Source organism: Faecalicatena fissicatena, from assembly GCF_016900595.1.
Taxonomy (GTDB): Bacteria; Bacillota; Clostridia; order Lachnospirales; family Lachnospiraceae; genus Claveliimonas; species Claveliimonas intestinigallinarum.
This window is the reverse complement of sequence record NZ_JACLYY010000006.1, coordinates 125,991-140,700: the sequence shown is the minus strand read 5'-3', so window position 1 is coordinate 140,700 and position 14,710 is coordinate 125,991. Positions and strand designations below refer to the sequence as shown.

Below are 14,710 nucleotides of genomic sequence, written 5' to 3'. Positions count from 1 at the left end.
TCTGAACGTTATTTTACCAGATTTGCCTGTATCCTGCATTATTTTATTTTCATATTTCACAAAAAGTTTATAACATCCTTTTCATTTTCTCCCCTCTCCGCTATAATATAGGAAGATAGCAAGAGGAGGAATAATCACATGAGCAAAATCGATGAAGTGAGAAGCGCCATGGTCCAGGCCATGAAGGCAGGGGACAAGCAGACAAAGGAGACCCTTTCCATGCTCCTTGCGGCGCTGAAGAACAAAGCCATAGACAAGAGAGCCGACCTCACCGAGGAGGAGGAGACACAGGTCATCTTAAAGGAGATCAAGCAGACAAAGGAGACGCTGGAGATGACTCCGCCGGACCGCACAGAGATCATCGAGGAGTGCAACCACCGGCTGTCTGTCCTTGAGCAGTACGCGCCCAAGATGATGGACGAGTCCCAGATCCAGGAGGTCATAGACGCCACTCTCGCCGAGCTGGGCATCAACGCCCCCACGGCAAAGGACAAGGGCCGCATCATGAAGACACTGATGCCCAAGATCAAGGGAAAAGCGGACGGAAAGCTGGTCAGCGACCTGGTAGGAAAATTATTCTAATCAGATTTCATCTGTATTTCAGGTTCGCTTTGTGCGGACAGGACATGAAAAAAGCTCTCGGAGACATCTCCGGAGAGCTTTTTTTCATTTCGCTGTTCAGTCGGGCACAGGCCGCAAAGGCTACGCTGCCTGCACTGCAGTCGCCGCCTCCATAACGGCGCCTCTCATCCTCTCCACAAGCAGGTCCACATCCTCCTTTGTGGCGATAAGCGGCGGGATCATGCGGTTGATGCTGTCGCCGACGGCTGTGATCAGAGCGTGTCTTCTGAATGCGCCCCACTTCACTTCCATGGCGATGGGGATATCGTACTCAACGCCCACCAGCAGGCCGCGGCCCCTCACCTCTTTGACGTGGGGCAGTGTGGCAAGCTGTTCCATCAGATAGTCACCCACCTCCTTCGCGTTCTCGGAGAGGTGTTTGTCGAGGATCTCAGAGATGGATGCCAGGGCGGAAGCACAGGCGATGGGGCTGCCGCCGTAGGTGGAACCGTGGGTTCCGCTTCCCAGGGCCTCAGCCACTTCCTTTCTGGCGCAGCAGGCTCCGATGGGCATCCCGCCTCCCATGGCCTTTGCCATGGAGACTGCGTCCGGCTTGACGCCGTATCCCATGTAAGCCATGGGCGCTCCTGTTCTTCCCCATCCTGTCTGCACCTCATCCAGGAGCAGCAGCAGGTGATTGTCATCGCAGAGCTTTCTCAGCCCCTCCATAAACTCCTGTGTAGCCGGGTGTACGCCTCCCTCGCCCTGCACAGGCTCTATCATAATGGCGATCGTATTTTCTGTGATCTTGGATGCAAAGTCCTCCAGGTCATTGAACTTCGCGTAGACAAATCCGGGAACCATGGATCCAAAGCCCTCCTGGATAGCTGTCTCCGGCTGTCCTGTGGCGGCCATGGAGCCAAAGGTCCTTCCGTGGAAGCCGTCCACTGCCGTGATGATCTGGTACTTCTCCGGCCCGAAATGGTCGGTGCCGTACTTTCTGGCCATCTTGATCATACACTCGTTGGCCTCTGTTCCGGAGTTCTGGTAAAAAATCTTATCCATCCCGATGGTGTCGCAGATCTTCTTGGCCAGAAGAGCCTGGGGAATGGTATAGGGATAATTGAACGTGTGGATGATGTCATCCGCCTGATCCTTGATGGCTGCCACCACCTTCTCGTTTCTGTTGCCCGGGCTGTTCACAGCCACGCCGCCGTAGAAATCAAGGTAAGCCTCTCCCTTCTCATCGTACAGGTACATCCCTTCCGCCCTCTCTGCCACGAAGTCAAATCTGGGGTATGTCTCTACCATATACTTTTTCACCATTGCCTTCAGTTCCTTTGCTGTAAGTCCAGTATCTTTCAATCTCATACGTAACGCCTTCCTTTCCATGATGCAAATGCAAAAAAGGTGCCACACATTTTCATGTGTGACACCTTTGCCTTAACAATTACCAAGTATAAATGCCGCCCTTTGATCTGTCAAGCAGATTTTTTGTATTTTTTCCAATACAATTCCCCCGATGCGACCGCTCTCTTCCTACTCTCCCGCATCCTCCGCCTGGTCGTCGGTCTGGACTTCATCTGTGTAGGGATCCGCCTCGTCCTGCTTCATGGTGACGGTGAGGGTGGTGAAATCAACCTTGTCCCACACTTTCTCGTGAACCTCTATGTCTGCGTCCTCCCGCCATCCGTCGATGGTGTCATCCAGGAGCTCCTGCTGCCGCTGGGATACGATCTCCTGCTTCTTGGCATCTGTGGCCTCCCGGTCCAGAAGACTGGTGACTCTGGCCACATAGTAGCCGTTGTCCCCCTCCACAAGTCCTGTGGTCTCTCCCTCGTCCAGGGCGTCCGCCGCCTCCACAAGCTGGGTAGGAAGCGTGGTGGTCTCCCCGTCAAAGGTAGCGTCCTGGGAGGTCTGTCCCTGCTGCGCGGCGTAGGCCGCAAAGTCAGCCGCCCCCGCGGCGCCCGCGGCAAAGCTCTCCGCCGTCGTCTTAAGCTCCGCCTTCTCCTCGTCCGTCAGGTCCACGGAGTTACCCTCCTCGTCGGTGGTGGTGAAGGGGAAGACCACATACTGCATGCTCTTCTGGGCCGCCTCCTCGTCGGAGACCTCTGTGTCCGCCCCCGCCTCTATGGCGTCCTGCACCTTCTTCTGGATCGTCAGAAGCTCAAGAACCCGCTCCACATTGTCTGTGCTCCCGGAGACCTTCTCCTTCTCCGACAGGCCGTTGGCCGAGTCAAACTCGCTGGCCGCCTCCTTGATGGCGTTCTTCTCCTCGTCGCTCAGAGAAACCTCATACTCGTCCATGTGCTGCTCCATGAGGTACATGTTCTCCAGGGACTCAAGGATGGAGTCCTTGACCGTGTCCTGATAGGTCTCTCCGTCCTCCCCCTCACCGGACCACATATCGTCTCCCATGTATCCCGCGTAGTAGGTCTCATACTGGGCCTGGGTGTACCTGGCAAGGAAATTTGCCACGCCCGCTGTAATATCTGTATCATTCACAGTTGCCACTACGTCACTGTCCTCCAGGCTCCCGCACCCGGTCAGTGATCCGGCCGCCAGCAGGCCGGCCAGCAGCAAAATGACTGCTCTCTTTTTCATGATCGCTTTTATCCTCCTTTAAAATGCCTATTCCCCATTATAGCTTTTTTTGTCTATTCAAGCAATCCCTCCAGGGAAATTAACACTTTTTTCACGACTTCCAGAGCGTCCTCATCCTTCGCCCTCCGGCTGCCGCCCTTCTTCTCATAGACAAAGCTGGGGGGCTCCTCCGCCCGGAAGACCAGATCTCCCCTGTAGGAGGAGAGCATATCCGGTATTTTCAAAGGATTGACCCTGGCCTTCTCGTACATGGTAAATACATACTGGCCTCCCTTCTGCTCCACGGCCGTCACGTAAACCCTGTGGGCCCGGGCCTTGAGGCCCGCAATGTTCAGAAGCTGCTGAACCTTGCGTGGGATGTCCCCGAACCGGTCGATCAGCTCCTCCAGCATATCCTCCATCTCCTCCTCGTTCTCGATGGCTGCGATCCGCTTGTACACGTCCAGCTTCTGGTACTCGTTGGGGATGTAGGTGTCCGGGATAAAGGCGTCCACGTTAAGGTCGATGGTGGTGGAGAAGGTCTCCTCTTCCTCCGTCTCTCCCTTAAGGTGCTTCACCGCCTCGTTCAGCATTTTGCAGTAGAGATCGTAGCCCACCGCCTCCATGTGGCCGTGCTGCTCAGCTCCCAGAAGATTGCCTGCGCCGCGGATCTCCAGATCCCTCATGGCGATCCGGAACCCGGATCCAAGGTCTGTGAACTCCCGGATGGCGGAGAGCCTTTTCTCCGCCACCTCCTTCAGAAGCTTATCCTTCCGGTAGAGAAGGAAAGCGTAGGCCATGCGGTTGGACCGCCCCACCCGACCCCTAAGCTGGTAGAGCTGGGAGAGACCCAGCCGGTCCGCGTCGTGGATGATCATGGTGTTGGCGTTGGAGATGTCCAGCCCCGTCTCAATGATGGTAGTGGACACAAGGACGTCGATCTCCCGGTTGATAAAGGCGTACATGATCTTCTCCAGCTCATGCTCCCGCATCTGCCCGTGGGCAAAGGCCACCGTCACATCCGGCACCAGCCTCTGGATCCGGGCCGTCACCTCGACGATGTCCTCCACCCGGTTGTAGACGTAGTACACCTGCCCCTGGCGGGCGCACTCCCGCTCGATGGCCTCCCGCACCATCTCATCGTTGTACTCCATGACATAGGTTTGGATGGGCATCCTCTCCTCCGGCGCCTCCTCCAGGACGCTCATGTCCCGGATGCCGATGAGGCTCATGTGGAGCGTCCTCGGGATAGGAGTGGCGGTCAGAGTCAGCACGTCGATATTTTCCTTCAGCTTTTTGATCTTCTCCTTGTGCTGCACGCCGAACCTCTGCTCCTCGTCGATGATGAGGAGCCCTAAGTCCTTGTATTTCAGGTCGTCGCTCAGGACCCGGTGGGTGCCGATGATGATGTCCACAAGCCCCCGCTTTGTGTCCTCAATGGTCTTCTTCTGCTGGGCCGGAGTGCGGAAACGGCACATCAGATCCACCCGCACCGGGAACTCCTTCATCCTCTGGACAAAGGTATTGTAGTGCTGCTGGGCCAGGATGGTGGTTGGAACCAGGTAGACCACCTGCTTGTTCTCCTGAACCGCCTTGAAGGCCGCCCGGATGGCGATCTCCGTCTTCCCGTAGCCCACGTCCCCGCAGATGAGCCGGTCCATGATCTTGGGGCTCTCCATATCATGCTTCACAGCCTCGATGGCCGCAAGCTGGTCCTCCGTCTCCTCAAAGGGGAACATCTCCTCAAACTCCCGCTGCCAGACCGTGTCCGGACCGTAGACATAGCCCTCCTGCTCCTGCCGGGCCGCGTAGAGAGCCACCAGGTCCTTTGCGATCTCCCGGACCGCTCCCCGCACTCTCGTCCTGGTCTTTGTCCACTCCTGGGTCCCCAGCCGGTTCAGCTTCGGCTTCTTGGCGTCCGCATTGGCGTACTTCTGGATCAGATCCAGCTGGGTGGCAGGGATGTAGAGGTTGCCCCCCTGGGCGTAGGAAATCTTCATGTAGTCCTTGGCCACCTTGTCCACCTCGATCTTCTCGATGCCCTGGTAGATGCCGATGCCGTGGTTTTCATGGACCACATAGTCCCCCACCTTCAGCTCGGAGAAGCTCTGGATCTTCCTGCCCTCGTAGGTGCGGCGCTTCTTTTTCTTCTTTACCTTCCCGAAAATGTCTGTCTCCGAGATGACCTCGAACTTCAGCAGAGGGTACTCGTACCCCTCCCCCACGTGGCCGTAGGCGGTCATGATCTGCCCCGGCTCCACCTCCCGGTCCATCTCGTCGCTGTAAAAGCTGCTCAGATTGTAGTCCCGCAGATCCTCCGCCAGGCGCTTTGCCCTGGTTCTTGAGCCGGACAGGAGGACTACCCTGTAGCCCTCTCTCTTCAGCCGCTTCAGATCCCGGGTGAGCATCTCAAAGCTGTTGTTATAGGGGTTCACGCTCTTTGTCTCCAGGCTGTATTTTCCCCGGATCTTAAACTCCGGGCACCTGGTCTCCAGGGCGCACAGCCCCACACAGGGGTACTGGTTCATCTTCTTCGCGATATCCGCCGGATGGTAGAGGATCATCTCCCCGTCGCTGACCTGGTAACCGCTCTCCATCCGCTTGGCCTGGGCCTCCACGAACTCACTCTCCACCGCGTCCCCCTTCTCCAGGAGGCGCACCGGCTCATCCAGATAGAGAATGGTGTCCTCCCCGGGAAAATAGTCCAGAAAGGAGACTCTCTTCTCCTCCTTTTCCGCGTCCTCACAGGGATACACAAGAACCCGGTCCAGATTCTCCACAGACCGCTGGCTCTCCACGTCAAAGGTGCGCACAGAGTCCACCTCGTCTCCCCACAGCTCGATCCGCACAGGCAGCTCCTCGGTAATGGGAAAGATGTCCAGTATGCCACCCCGCACCGCGAACTGTCCCGGCCCCTCCACCTGGGCCTCCCTGTCATACCCGGCCTGCGCCAGGCGCCTCTGCACCTGCTGAAAGTCAATGGCAGCCCCGTTCTCAATGGCTATAGCCTGATCCCGCACGGCCCCCGGGAGAGGCAGGGCGTCCATGAGGGCGTCAAAGCTCAGCACTACCGTGATCCTCTCCTGCTCCAGCACAGCCTGGATGACGGACATCCGCTGGCTCATCAGCTCCTTGCTGCGGATATCCGCCTGGTAAAAGAGGAAATCCTTGGCCGGATAGAACCGGACATCGCTGTCAAGAAAGCGGTATTCCTCATACATCTGCCTGGCCTTCGACTCGCTGGCGCAGACGATGACGCGCCTTCCCGCCCCGCCGGAGAGGGCGTAGACAAGATGGGTCTTCTGTGAGCGGACACAGCCCGACACCTGCAGGGCTCCCTTTCCCTTTTTCTGCTCTTTTTTTATCTCCTCAAATTCCGCAAGCTCCTCAAGCGGCATTGTCAGCGCTCTCATATCCCTACAGCTCCTTTGGTCTCACTTTCCGGTTGTACTCGTTCATGGCCTCGTCCACCCGGTCTGTCACCATGTACTTTACCGCCTCCGCGGCATGGCGGTAGCCCTCCGCCATCTGCTCCCTTTCCTCTCTGGAGAAATGCCCCAGCACATAGTCCGCCAGATCGTACTGCCTGGGCTTCTGGCCCACCCCCACTTTGACCCGGGGAAACACCTCCGTGCCCAGGTGGGCGATGATGCTTTTTATTCCGTTGTGGCCGCCGGCGCTGCCCTTCTTCCGGATCCGGATCTGACCGGGATCCAGGCTCACGTCGTCGTAGATGACGATGAGCTCCGACTCCTCGTCCACCTTGTAGTAATCCACAAGTCCCCGGATGCTCTCCCCGCTCAGGTTCATGTAGGTCTGGGGCTTGGCCAGGATCACCTTCTGCCCCTCTATGATGCCCTTTCCAATAAGGGCCCTGTTTTTCCGATAATCCACGGAGATATTATACGCTTCCGCCAGCACATCTATGACATCAAACCCGGCATTATGCCTTGTCCCCTCATAGGGCTGCCCCGGGTTTCCAAGTCCAGCTATGATATACATTGTCTTCCACCTTTCCTTTCACACTCCCTCCATTCTACAGGAAGAAGGGCTGTTTGTCACGCAAAAGCCGGGAATATTTTCCCGGTTCCCGGCATACGTTTATAGAGAATAAAAATACTGCCATAATGGTACAGGAGGGCTTTTTATGAGTTCCAGAACAAAAATCGTGGTGCTCCACATGAAGGAGATCATCTATACCGTCATTTTCGCCGTGCTGGCCATTCTTCTGATCCTGCTGCTCGTCTTCATGTTCTTCCCCGGAGACAAAAAAGAGAGCGGCTCGTCAGGCAAATACAAAGCCGGTGTCTACACCTCCTCCCTTACCTTAAACAATACAGACCTGGAAGTGGAGGTCTCGGTGGACGACTCGGGGATCAGCTCCATCCGCTTCACCAACATGGACGAGACGACGGCGGCCATGCTCCCCTTAGCTCAGCCGGCCATGGAGGACATCGCGGAGCAGATCTGCCAGTCCCAGTCTCTTGACAACCTGGAATTTTCCGCTGACTCGGCCTACACCTCCCAGGTCATCGTGGACGCTGTCAGGGAAGCCCTGAAAAAGGCTGAAAAATAGAGGAGCCGCCCACGCCGGGCGGCTCCTTTCTCGCCGGGCCCTCCCCATGCAGGGCCCCTCCTTCTATCCTTCCACGATCAGATATTTGCCGCTTGGCAGGGCAAAGACCTCCGAGGCCTCCTCCAGCTCCTCGAGGGACATGCCGTCCACGTCCACACCCTCCTCCTGGAAGTAGTTTGCCACCTCCTGGATGCTGTCCACCACAACGGCCATACAGTCCTCCAGGAAAGCCTCCGCCTCCTCTAAGGTCCCGGCCACCGGCTCGTCGAACAGCTGCCCCTGCTTGTCAAGGAACACCTGCAGACATTCTTCATCATACTCATACATACGTTTTTCCTCCCTTCTTTCTTTTCCTTTCTATATCCCGTATGCTCTCATTGTCCTTTTGCTTCTTTCTCTATGCCGCAGCTTCCCGCCATACGCAGTCCCGGCCAGCCGCGGCTTCGCTTTATCTGCGGCTTCGCTTTATCCGCGGCTTCGCAGAAAATCCACCAGCTCTCCCGGATGGTCGATGAGCACGGTGGCCCCGGCCTCCTCAAGGACCTGTCTGCTGCGAAATCCCCATGTGACGGCCAGCTCCGTCACGCCGGCTGCCCTGGCGGTGGCCACATCCACCTCCGAGTCTCCCACGTAGACACAGTCCTCCTTTTTGACGCCCATCTTATCCAGCAGGTACAAAACCCCGGCCGGATCCGGCTTCCTCGGCAGCTCCTCGCTCTGCCCCTGCACAAAGTCAAAGACTCCCTCTCCAAAGATCTGTCTCACCACATCCACGGCCTGCCCGTGGGGCTTGTTGGACAGCACCGCCAGTCGGATGCCCATGGCCCTCAGATCCCCCAGCATCTCTGTGATCCCGTCGTAGGGTGTTACATGATATGTACAGTTGTCATGGAATATTCTGCCGTAGACCTTAAGTCCCTCCTCCAGGCGGCTCAGGTTCTCGTCCCCGCAGGCCCTCAGCGTCCTCTCGATCAGCTTTCTGGCGCCTTCTCCCACAAATCTTCTACACTGGTCCATCGTGATGGATGGAAGGCCCATCTCTTTCATAGTCAGGTTTACAGAATAGGTCAGTGACTCCAATGTATTCGTCAATGTTCCGTCCAGATCAAATATACAGCCTCTCATAATACACGGCACTCCTTTTCCTCTTTCTTCTCCCCTATCATAGTATGAAGCGGCCGAAATTTCAACGGGTATTTGCATATCCTGCTATTTTCCTGTTGTTTTCGCCGCTTCTTTTTGTCTCCTTTTTCGTCAGCCGTTCAGATACTGCCGCATGACCCTCAGTGCGTGCTTTTCCAGCCGGCTCACCTGGGCCTGGGAGATCTCTATCTCCTCCGCCACCTCCATCTGGGTCTTCCCCTCAAAGAACCGGAGCCTTATGATGTACTGCTCCCGGTCGCTTAAGTGCTCCATGGCAGCCTCTAGGGACAGGTCCTCGATCCACTTCTCCTCCCGGTTCTTCTTGTCGCTGATCTGGTCCATCACGTAGAGGGCGTCCCCGCCGTCACTGTACACCGGCTCCTGCAGGCTCACAGGGGCCTGTATGGCGTCCAGAGCAAAGACAATGTCCTCCCCCGAGATGCCGATCTCCTCCGCGATCTCCTGGACCGTAGGCTCCTTTAGGTGCTGCTTCATGTAGCTCTCCCTGGCGTAGATCGCCTTGTAGGCTGTGTCCCGCAGGGAGCGGCTCACCCGGATGGAATTGTTGTCCCTCATGTAGCGCCTTATCTCCCCGATGATCATGGGGACCGCGTAGGTGGAGAATTTCACATCCAGCTCTGTATTAAAATTGTTGACCGCCTTGATCAGCCCGATGCAGCCGATCTGGAACAGGTCGTCAGGATTTTCATTGCTGGACGAGAAGCGCTTTATAACGCTCAGCACCAGCCGCAGGTTTCCCTTGATGTAGCGGTCCTTGGCCTCCTCGTCCCCCTCCTTGATGCGGGCCAGCAGTTCCTCCTTTTCCTCCTCTGTAAGAAGCGGGAGCTTTGACGTGTTCACCCCGCAGATCTCAACCTTCCCCTGTGCCATCATCTTCAAACCTCCTTGTTTTCCGTCGTCATCTGATCTCGTACAGTATTGATTTTTCTCAATCAGGCCCGGGCTTATACTGGCCCAGGGGAAAATAAAAAAAGTTTTAGCCCTTGACAAAGGGCCAAAACTTTACATGTCTTTCTTCACTTTTTCTCTCTTCTTATCTGACCTTTTTTGACAGATCACCTGTCCCACTTGTCCGCCAGATTCTGGATCTGGGTCTCGAATTTTGCCAGATCCTTGTTGGAGAGTCCTTCGTTTTTCACGACCACCTCCATGAGGCGTCTGGCCGCTGCCACCACTCTCTCAAAGGCCGCTCTCGCCCTCGCCTTGGCAGGCTTCTCGGCCGCCTTCCTGGGGATCCGCACACCCTCCGACAGGATCTGTCCCGTGGCCAGGTCCATGCAGCCGCCGGAGAAGGGAGCAAAGGCAGGGCAGCCGATCCTCTCCTCCACAGTCCGGGCGAAGCTCTCCGTTACCGTGTCCTCCCCGTGGACCACGATGACCCGGTCCGGCTTCTTCTCAAAGCCCTCCAGCCAGGCCAGCAGACCGTTCATGTCCGCATGGCCGCTGATGCCCTTGATGGACTCGATCCGGGCGTTGACTGAGATGGTCTCCCCGAAGAGCTTCACCACCTGGGCACCCTCCAGAAGCTTCCTTCCCAGAGTCCCCACCGCCTGGTAGCCCACAAAGCAGATGGTGCACTCGCTGCGCCACAGATTGTGCTTCAGATGGTGGCGGATCCGGCCCGCCTCGCACATGCCGGAGGCGGAGATGATGACCTTGGGCCGGTCGTCCAGATTGATCTGCTTGGACTCCTCCGTGGTGATGCTTGTCTTCAGCCCAGGGAAAACGAGCGGGTTGATGCCCTGCTCCACAAGAGCCATGGCCTCCTCGTCAAAGCAGGAACGGACATTCTTATTGAAGACCGTAGTGGCCTCGATGGCCAGAGGACTGTCCACATAGACCTCAAAGGAGGGGTATTCGGGCAGGAGATTTTTCTCCTTGATCTCCCGGATAAAATAGAGCAGCTCCTGGGTCCTGCCCACGGCGAAGGAGGGGATAACCACATTGCCGCCCCGGTCAAAGGTCTCCCGCAGGATGCGGGTGAACTCTCCCACATAGTCCGGGATCTCATCCCCGTGGAGCCTGTCTCCGTAGGTGGACTCTATGACCACGTAGTCCGCCTCCCTCACAGGCTGGGGATCCCGGATGATGGGCTGGTTCACATTTCCCACGTCCCCGGAGAACACCACCTTCTTTGTCACGTCCCCCTCTGTCACCCACACCTCGATGCTGGCGGAGCCAAGGAGATGGCCCATGTCGTTGAACCGGACACGGATCCCGGGACACAGGTCAATGGTCTGTCCGTAGTCGCAGGGCGCGAAGAGCTGGATGGCCGCGTCAGCGTCCGCCATGGTGTACACCGGCTCGTACAGCTCTCCTCCGCTGCGGCGGGCCTTCCGGTTTCTCCACTGGGCCTCAAACTCCTGGATGTGGGCACTGTCCCGCAGCATGATGCTGCACAGGTCCGAGGTGGCGAAGGTGGTGACTACCTCCCCCGCGAACCCCTGCTTGCACAGGAGCGGGATGTTTCCCGAGTGGTCGATGTGGGCGTGGGTCAGAAGCACGCAGTCGATCTCCCCCGCCGTCACCGGCAGCTTCTGGTTCTCATACAGATCCGGCCCCTGCTCCATGCCGCAGTCGATAAGGACCCGTTTCCCGCAGGCCTCCAGAAGATGACAGCTGCCTGTCACCTCGTGGGCCGCGCCGATAAAAGTAAGCTTCATATGCCTCAACCCCTTTTTGTTTTTATTGTATCATTTTACCCGGGCCGTGGCTATGAATATTTTACCATTTCCCTCTTCAGCCGCTGCATGATCTTCTTCTCCAGCCGGGAGATGTAGGACTGGGAGATGCCCAGCACATCCGCCACCTCCTTCTGGGTCTTCTCCTCCCCGCCCGGCACCCCCAGGCCGAACCGGAGGCGCACAATGGTCTGCTCCCTGCTGGTGAGCCTCTCCAGGGCCTTCCCCAGCACCTTCCGCTCCGCCTCCTGCTCCAGGTCCCGGTAGATGGTATCCTCCTCCGTACCAAGGATATCCGACAGGAGCAGCTCGTTGCCGTCCCAGTCCACATTGAGAGGCTCGTCGATGGACACCTCCATCCTCGTCTTGTTGTTCCTGCGCAGATACATGAGAATTTCATTTTCAATGCACCGGGAGGCGTAGGTGGCCAGCTTGATCTTTTTCTTCGGGTCGTAGGTGTTGATGGCCTTGATGAGGCCGATGGTGCCGATGGAGATCAGATCCTCCACCCCCACGCCTGTGTTGTCAAATTTCTTTGCTATGTACACCACCAGCCGGAGGTTGTGCTCGATGAGCAGCTTCCTGGCTGCCTTGTCCTCCTCCGTCCCCAGCCTTCCGATGGCATCGGCCTCCTCCTCGGCCTCCAGGGGCGCCGGGAGGATGTCTGAGCCGCCGATATAGTGCACGTCCCCCCTCTCCGGGAAAAGCAAAGTCCTGAAATTCGGTATCACCTTGAGTTTAAATTGATTTGGCACCGCTACTTTTATCATCATGTCTTTCTATCCTCCAATCTATGCTACAGATCCGGATGAATGAGCATCCGGTATGTTCCGTCTGAAGATACTGCGTCCTCGCTGATCCCCACAAGAGGCCCCTGTATCCACCTGGGCCCCCTCTCATATATGCAGAGCCTTTCCAGCCTCACAGCCGGAAGCACTCCATCCTTCCTTCCAACTGAGCGGTACGGGATATACCGCAGCTCCTCCGGCAGCCGGCCCTGAAACAGCTCCTCCGCCGCCTCCCTCTCCAGGATGCTGACGGGCTCCCCGGTGAAGGGATCCTTCAGGGAGTTGCCGGTGTCCACAAGGGCTGTCAGCGTCACCTTCCTGTCCCTCCAGAAAAGATCCGCCCGGCACCTGCCGCGGCCTCTCTGAAGTCCCAGGGAGACAAGCCAGAGCACGCCGGAGGCCAGGTAATAGCTCCCGGCCGCCAGGGCGAAAAAGAGGCTTCCCACCTCCAGCCACTCCCCGTACTGGGCAAGCCAGCCCATGATCCCGCCTGTCAGGAACCCTGCCGCGTACAGAAGGAAGAAAGCGTACACCATCTTCCTCCCCCAGGGTATCCCAAGGCCCGCCCGCAGCATGGCCACACTGACCACGCCGTGGAACAGAAAAAATTTTATGAACGGACAGGGAAGCGGACAGGCGATCACCACACACATGAGCGCGGATCCCGCCAGTGCTCCCAGAGCGATACGTCCAAGCGTGGCAGGGCTTTTCAGTATCCGCCTGACAAGAAGGAGCAGTATGTGATCCATCATAAAATTTTCCAGGAAAAAAATATCTATATACAGTTCATACTCCACATTACACCTTCTTTCTCTTTTGTGCAGACATCGCGTACTGCTTTACTGTACCCGGGCAGGATTTATTATAAAGAGAAGGGGGCTTCAAAATTTGTCAGATGGTGCCGGGAGGCCGGCAGATTTTCTCGACAGAAAAATATGGTTTCCGCAGAAATACAGAAGTTTTCGAAAAAGGGCAGAAAAAAGGAAACCGCGCTCTTCGCGCGGCCTCCCGGGTAAGACGTTACATATTTTTATTTTTTAAAGAAATCCGGAATCTTGATGGACTGCTCCTTCACCTTGCTGGTGGGTGTCCTCGGTGTCTCCAGTGAGGGGGTTGTCCCTCCCAGCGGACGCTTCAGCCCGCTTCCGCTGTTAGACGGCGCTGTTCCCGCCTCCTGCCTCGGGGCATGAGTGGTGTGGGATGTGTGCGTCGCGTGGGCAGAATTCAGCTGTCTGTCATAGCTGCTGGCCGGTGGAACCATTCCGGAGCGTCCCTCCAGTCTGGATTTCAGCTTGGAGGAGGTTCCGCCTACGTTATGTAAGCCTGTCGCAATGACAGTGATGGTGGCCTCGTCGGCTCTGGAGTCATCGTACATAGCACCAAAGATAATGTTGGCATCCTCTCCCGCCAGATCCTGCACGAACTCAGCCGCATCGGATGCGTCCATGAGGGTGATATCACCGGAAATATTGATGATGACATGGGAAGCCCCTGCAATGGTGGTCTCAAGCAGCGGGCTGGCCACAGCCTGCTTCACAGCCTCCAGCGCCTTGTCGTCGCCTCGGCCCTGTCCGATACCGATGTGGGCGATACCCTTGTCCGTCATAACAGTCTGTACGTCCGCAAAGTCCAGGTTGATCAAGGACGGAACATTGATCAGATCCGTGATACCCTGGATACCCTGCTGCAGCACCTCATCCGCCTTCTTCAGAGCCTCCGGCATGGTGGTGCGTCTGTCCACCACCTCCAGCAGCTTGTCGTTGGGGATGACGATCAGTGTATCGACATTTTCTTTTAATTTATCAATTCCAGCCAGAGCGTTGTTCATGCGGGTCTTGGACTCAAAGCGGAAAGGCTTTGTGACAACGCCTACGGTCAGAGCCCCCTGCTCCTTTGCGATGCGGGCGACAACGGGCGTAGCTCCGGTTCCGGTTCCGCCTCCCATACCGCAGGTAACAAATACCATGTCAGCGCCCTTCAGAGCCGCCGAGATCTCCTCCGCGCTCTCCTCTGCCGCCTTCTCTCCGATCTCCGGGCGGGCTCCCGCGCCCAGTCCCTTGGTGATCTTGTCACCGATCTGCATCAGTGTAGGCGCCTTACATAACTGCAGGGCCTGCTTGTCTGTATTAATAGCGATAAATTCAACGCCGGCGATCTGTTCGTCAATCATTCGGTTGACAGCGTTGTTTCCGCCGCCTCCAACTCCAACAACAATAATTTTTGCCGCCGCTTCCGACTCGTTTGTTTTAATTTCTAGCAAGGGTTTCTCCTCCTTTGTTTCTATCCTTATTATATAATTATACATCCCATAACGGCGGACTGCCAGTCCGCCATATATACTATATAATATAGGCTTT

At 56.8% G+C, this 14,710-nt stretch carries 13 protein-coding genes; 2 read left to right on the top strand and 11 right to left on the bottom strand.

Annotated elements, in window-relative coordinates; all coding sequences use genetic code 11:
* Positions 1–138 precede the first annotated feature (138 nt).
* Positions 139–582, top strand: coding sequence for a GatB/YqeY domain-containing protein (locus tag H7U36_RS07945; RefSeq protein ID WP_205155986.1), 444 nt, complete (start codon positions 139–141; stop codon positions 580–582).
* A 120-nt stretch (positions 583–702) separates the two neighbouring features.
* Here H7U36_RS07945 and H7U36_RS07940 read toward each other — a convergent pair whose 3' ends face one another.
* The 4 genes from H7U36_RS07940 to pth all read right to left on the bottom strand — a co-directional run bounded on the left by H7U36_RS07940 (position 703) and on the right by pth (position 7,146).
* Positions 703–1,932, bottom strand: a complete 1,230-nt coding sequence (locus tag H7U36_RS07940) for an aspartate aminotransferase family protein (RefSeq protein WP_205155985.1) — start codon at positions 1,930–1,932, stop codon at positions 703–705.
* A gap of 168 nt (positions 1,933–2,100) precedes the next feature.
* Positions 2,101–3,165, bottom strand: coding sequence for a peptidyl-prolyl cis-trans isomerase (locus H7U36_RS07935; RefSeq protein ID WP_205155984.1), 1,065 nt, complete (start codon positions 3,163–3,165; stop codon positions 2,101–2,103).
* A 53-nt stretch (positions 3,166–3,218) separates the two neighbouring features.
* Positions 3,219–6,557 carry a transcription-repair coupling factor gene (gene mfd, locus H7U36_RS07930; protein ID WP_205155983.1) on the bottom strand — a complete coding sequence of 1,113 codons (3,339 nt, stop codon included), beginning with the start codon at positions 6,555–6,557 and terminating at the stop codon, positions 3,219–3,221.
* A 4-nt stretch (positions 6,558–6,561) separates the two neighbouring features.
* Complete coding sequence (pth, locus tag H7U36_RS07925) at positions 6,562–7,146, bottom strand: aminoacyl-tRNA hydrolase (RefSeq protein WP_138302746.1); 585 nt, start codon at positions 7,144–7,146, stop codon at positions 6,562–6,564.
* A 145-nt stretch (positions 7,147–7,291) separates the two neighbouring features.
* Between pth and H7U36_RS07920 the strand changes: the two genes are divergently transcribed.
* Complete coding sequence (locus H7U36_RS07920) at positions 7,292–7,720, top strand: FMN-binding protein (protein WP_033127161.1); 429 nt, start codon at positions 7,292–7,294, stop codon at positions 7,718–7,720.
* A gap of 63 nt (positions 7,721–7,783) precedes the next feature.
* On the opposite strand, the gene H7U36_RS07915 is transcribed toward H7U36_RS07920, so the two are convergent.
* The 7 genes from H7U36_RS07915 to ftsZ form a co-directional block, all read right to left on the bottom strand.
* Positions 7,784–8,047, bottom strand: a complete 264-nt coding sequence (locus tag H7U36_RS07915; protein ID WP_033126509.1) for a hypothetical protein — start codon at positions 8,045–8,047, stop codon at positions 7,784–7,786.
* A 138-nt stretch (positions 8,048–8,185) separates the two neighbouring features.
* Positions 8,186–8,845: an HAD family hydrolase gene (locus H7U36_RS07910; protein ID WP_191429116.1), complete on the bottom strand. Its 660-nt coding sequence runs from the start codon at positions 8,843–8,845 to the stop codon at positions 8,186–8,188.
* A gap of 129 nt (positions 8,846–8,974) precedes the next feature.
* Complete coding sequence (gene sigG / locus H7U36_RS07905) at positions 8,975–9,754, bottom strand: RNA polymerase sporulation sigma factor SigG (RefSeq protein WP_033126516.1); 780 nt, start codon at positions 9,752–9,754, stop codon at positions 8,975–8,977.
* Between the two features lie 185 nt (positions 9,755–9,939).
* Positions 9,940–11,547 carry an MBL fold metallo-hydrolase RNA specificity domain-containing protein gene (locus H7U36_RS07900; protein ID WP_205148250.1) on the bottom strand — a complete coding sequence of 536 codons (1,608 nt, stop codon included), beginning with the start codon at positions 11,545–11,547 and terminating at the stop codon, positions 9,940–9,942.
* Between the two features lie 50 nt (positions 11,548–11,597).
* Positions 11,598–12,338: an RNA polymerase sporulation sigma factor SigE gene (gene sigE, locus H7U36_RS07895; RefSeq protein ID WP_033126506.1), complete on the bottom strand. Its 741-nt coding sequence runs from the start codon at positions 12,336–12,338 to the stop codon at positions 11,598–11,600.
* A gap of 23 nt (positions 12,339–12,361) precedes the next feature.
* Positions 12,362–13,150: a sigma-E processing peptidase SpoIIGA gene (locus tag H7U36_RS07890; protein ID WP_205148249.1), complete on the bottom strand. Its 789-nt coding sequence runs from the start codon at positions 13,148–13,150 to the stop codon at positions 12,362–12,364.
* A 233-nt stretch (positions 13,151–13,383) separates the two neighbouring features.
* Complete coding sequence (gene ftsZ, locus H7U36_RS07885; protein WP_205148248.1) at positions 13,384–14,613, bottom strand: cell division protein FtsZ; 1,230 nt, start codon at positions 14,611–14,613, stop codon at positions 13,384–13,386.
* Positions 14,614–14,710: the final 97 nt, after the last annotated feature.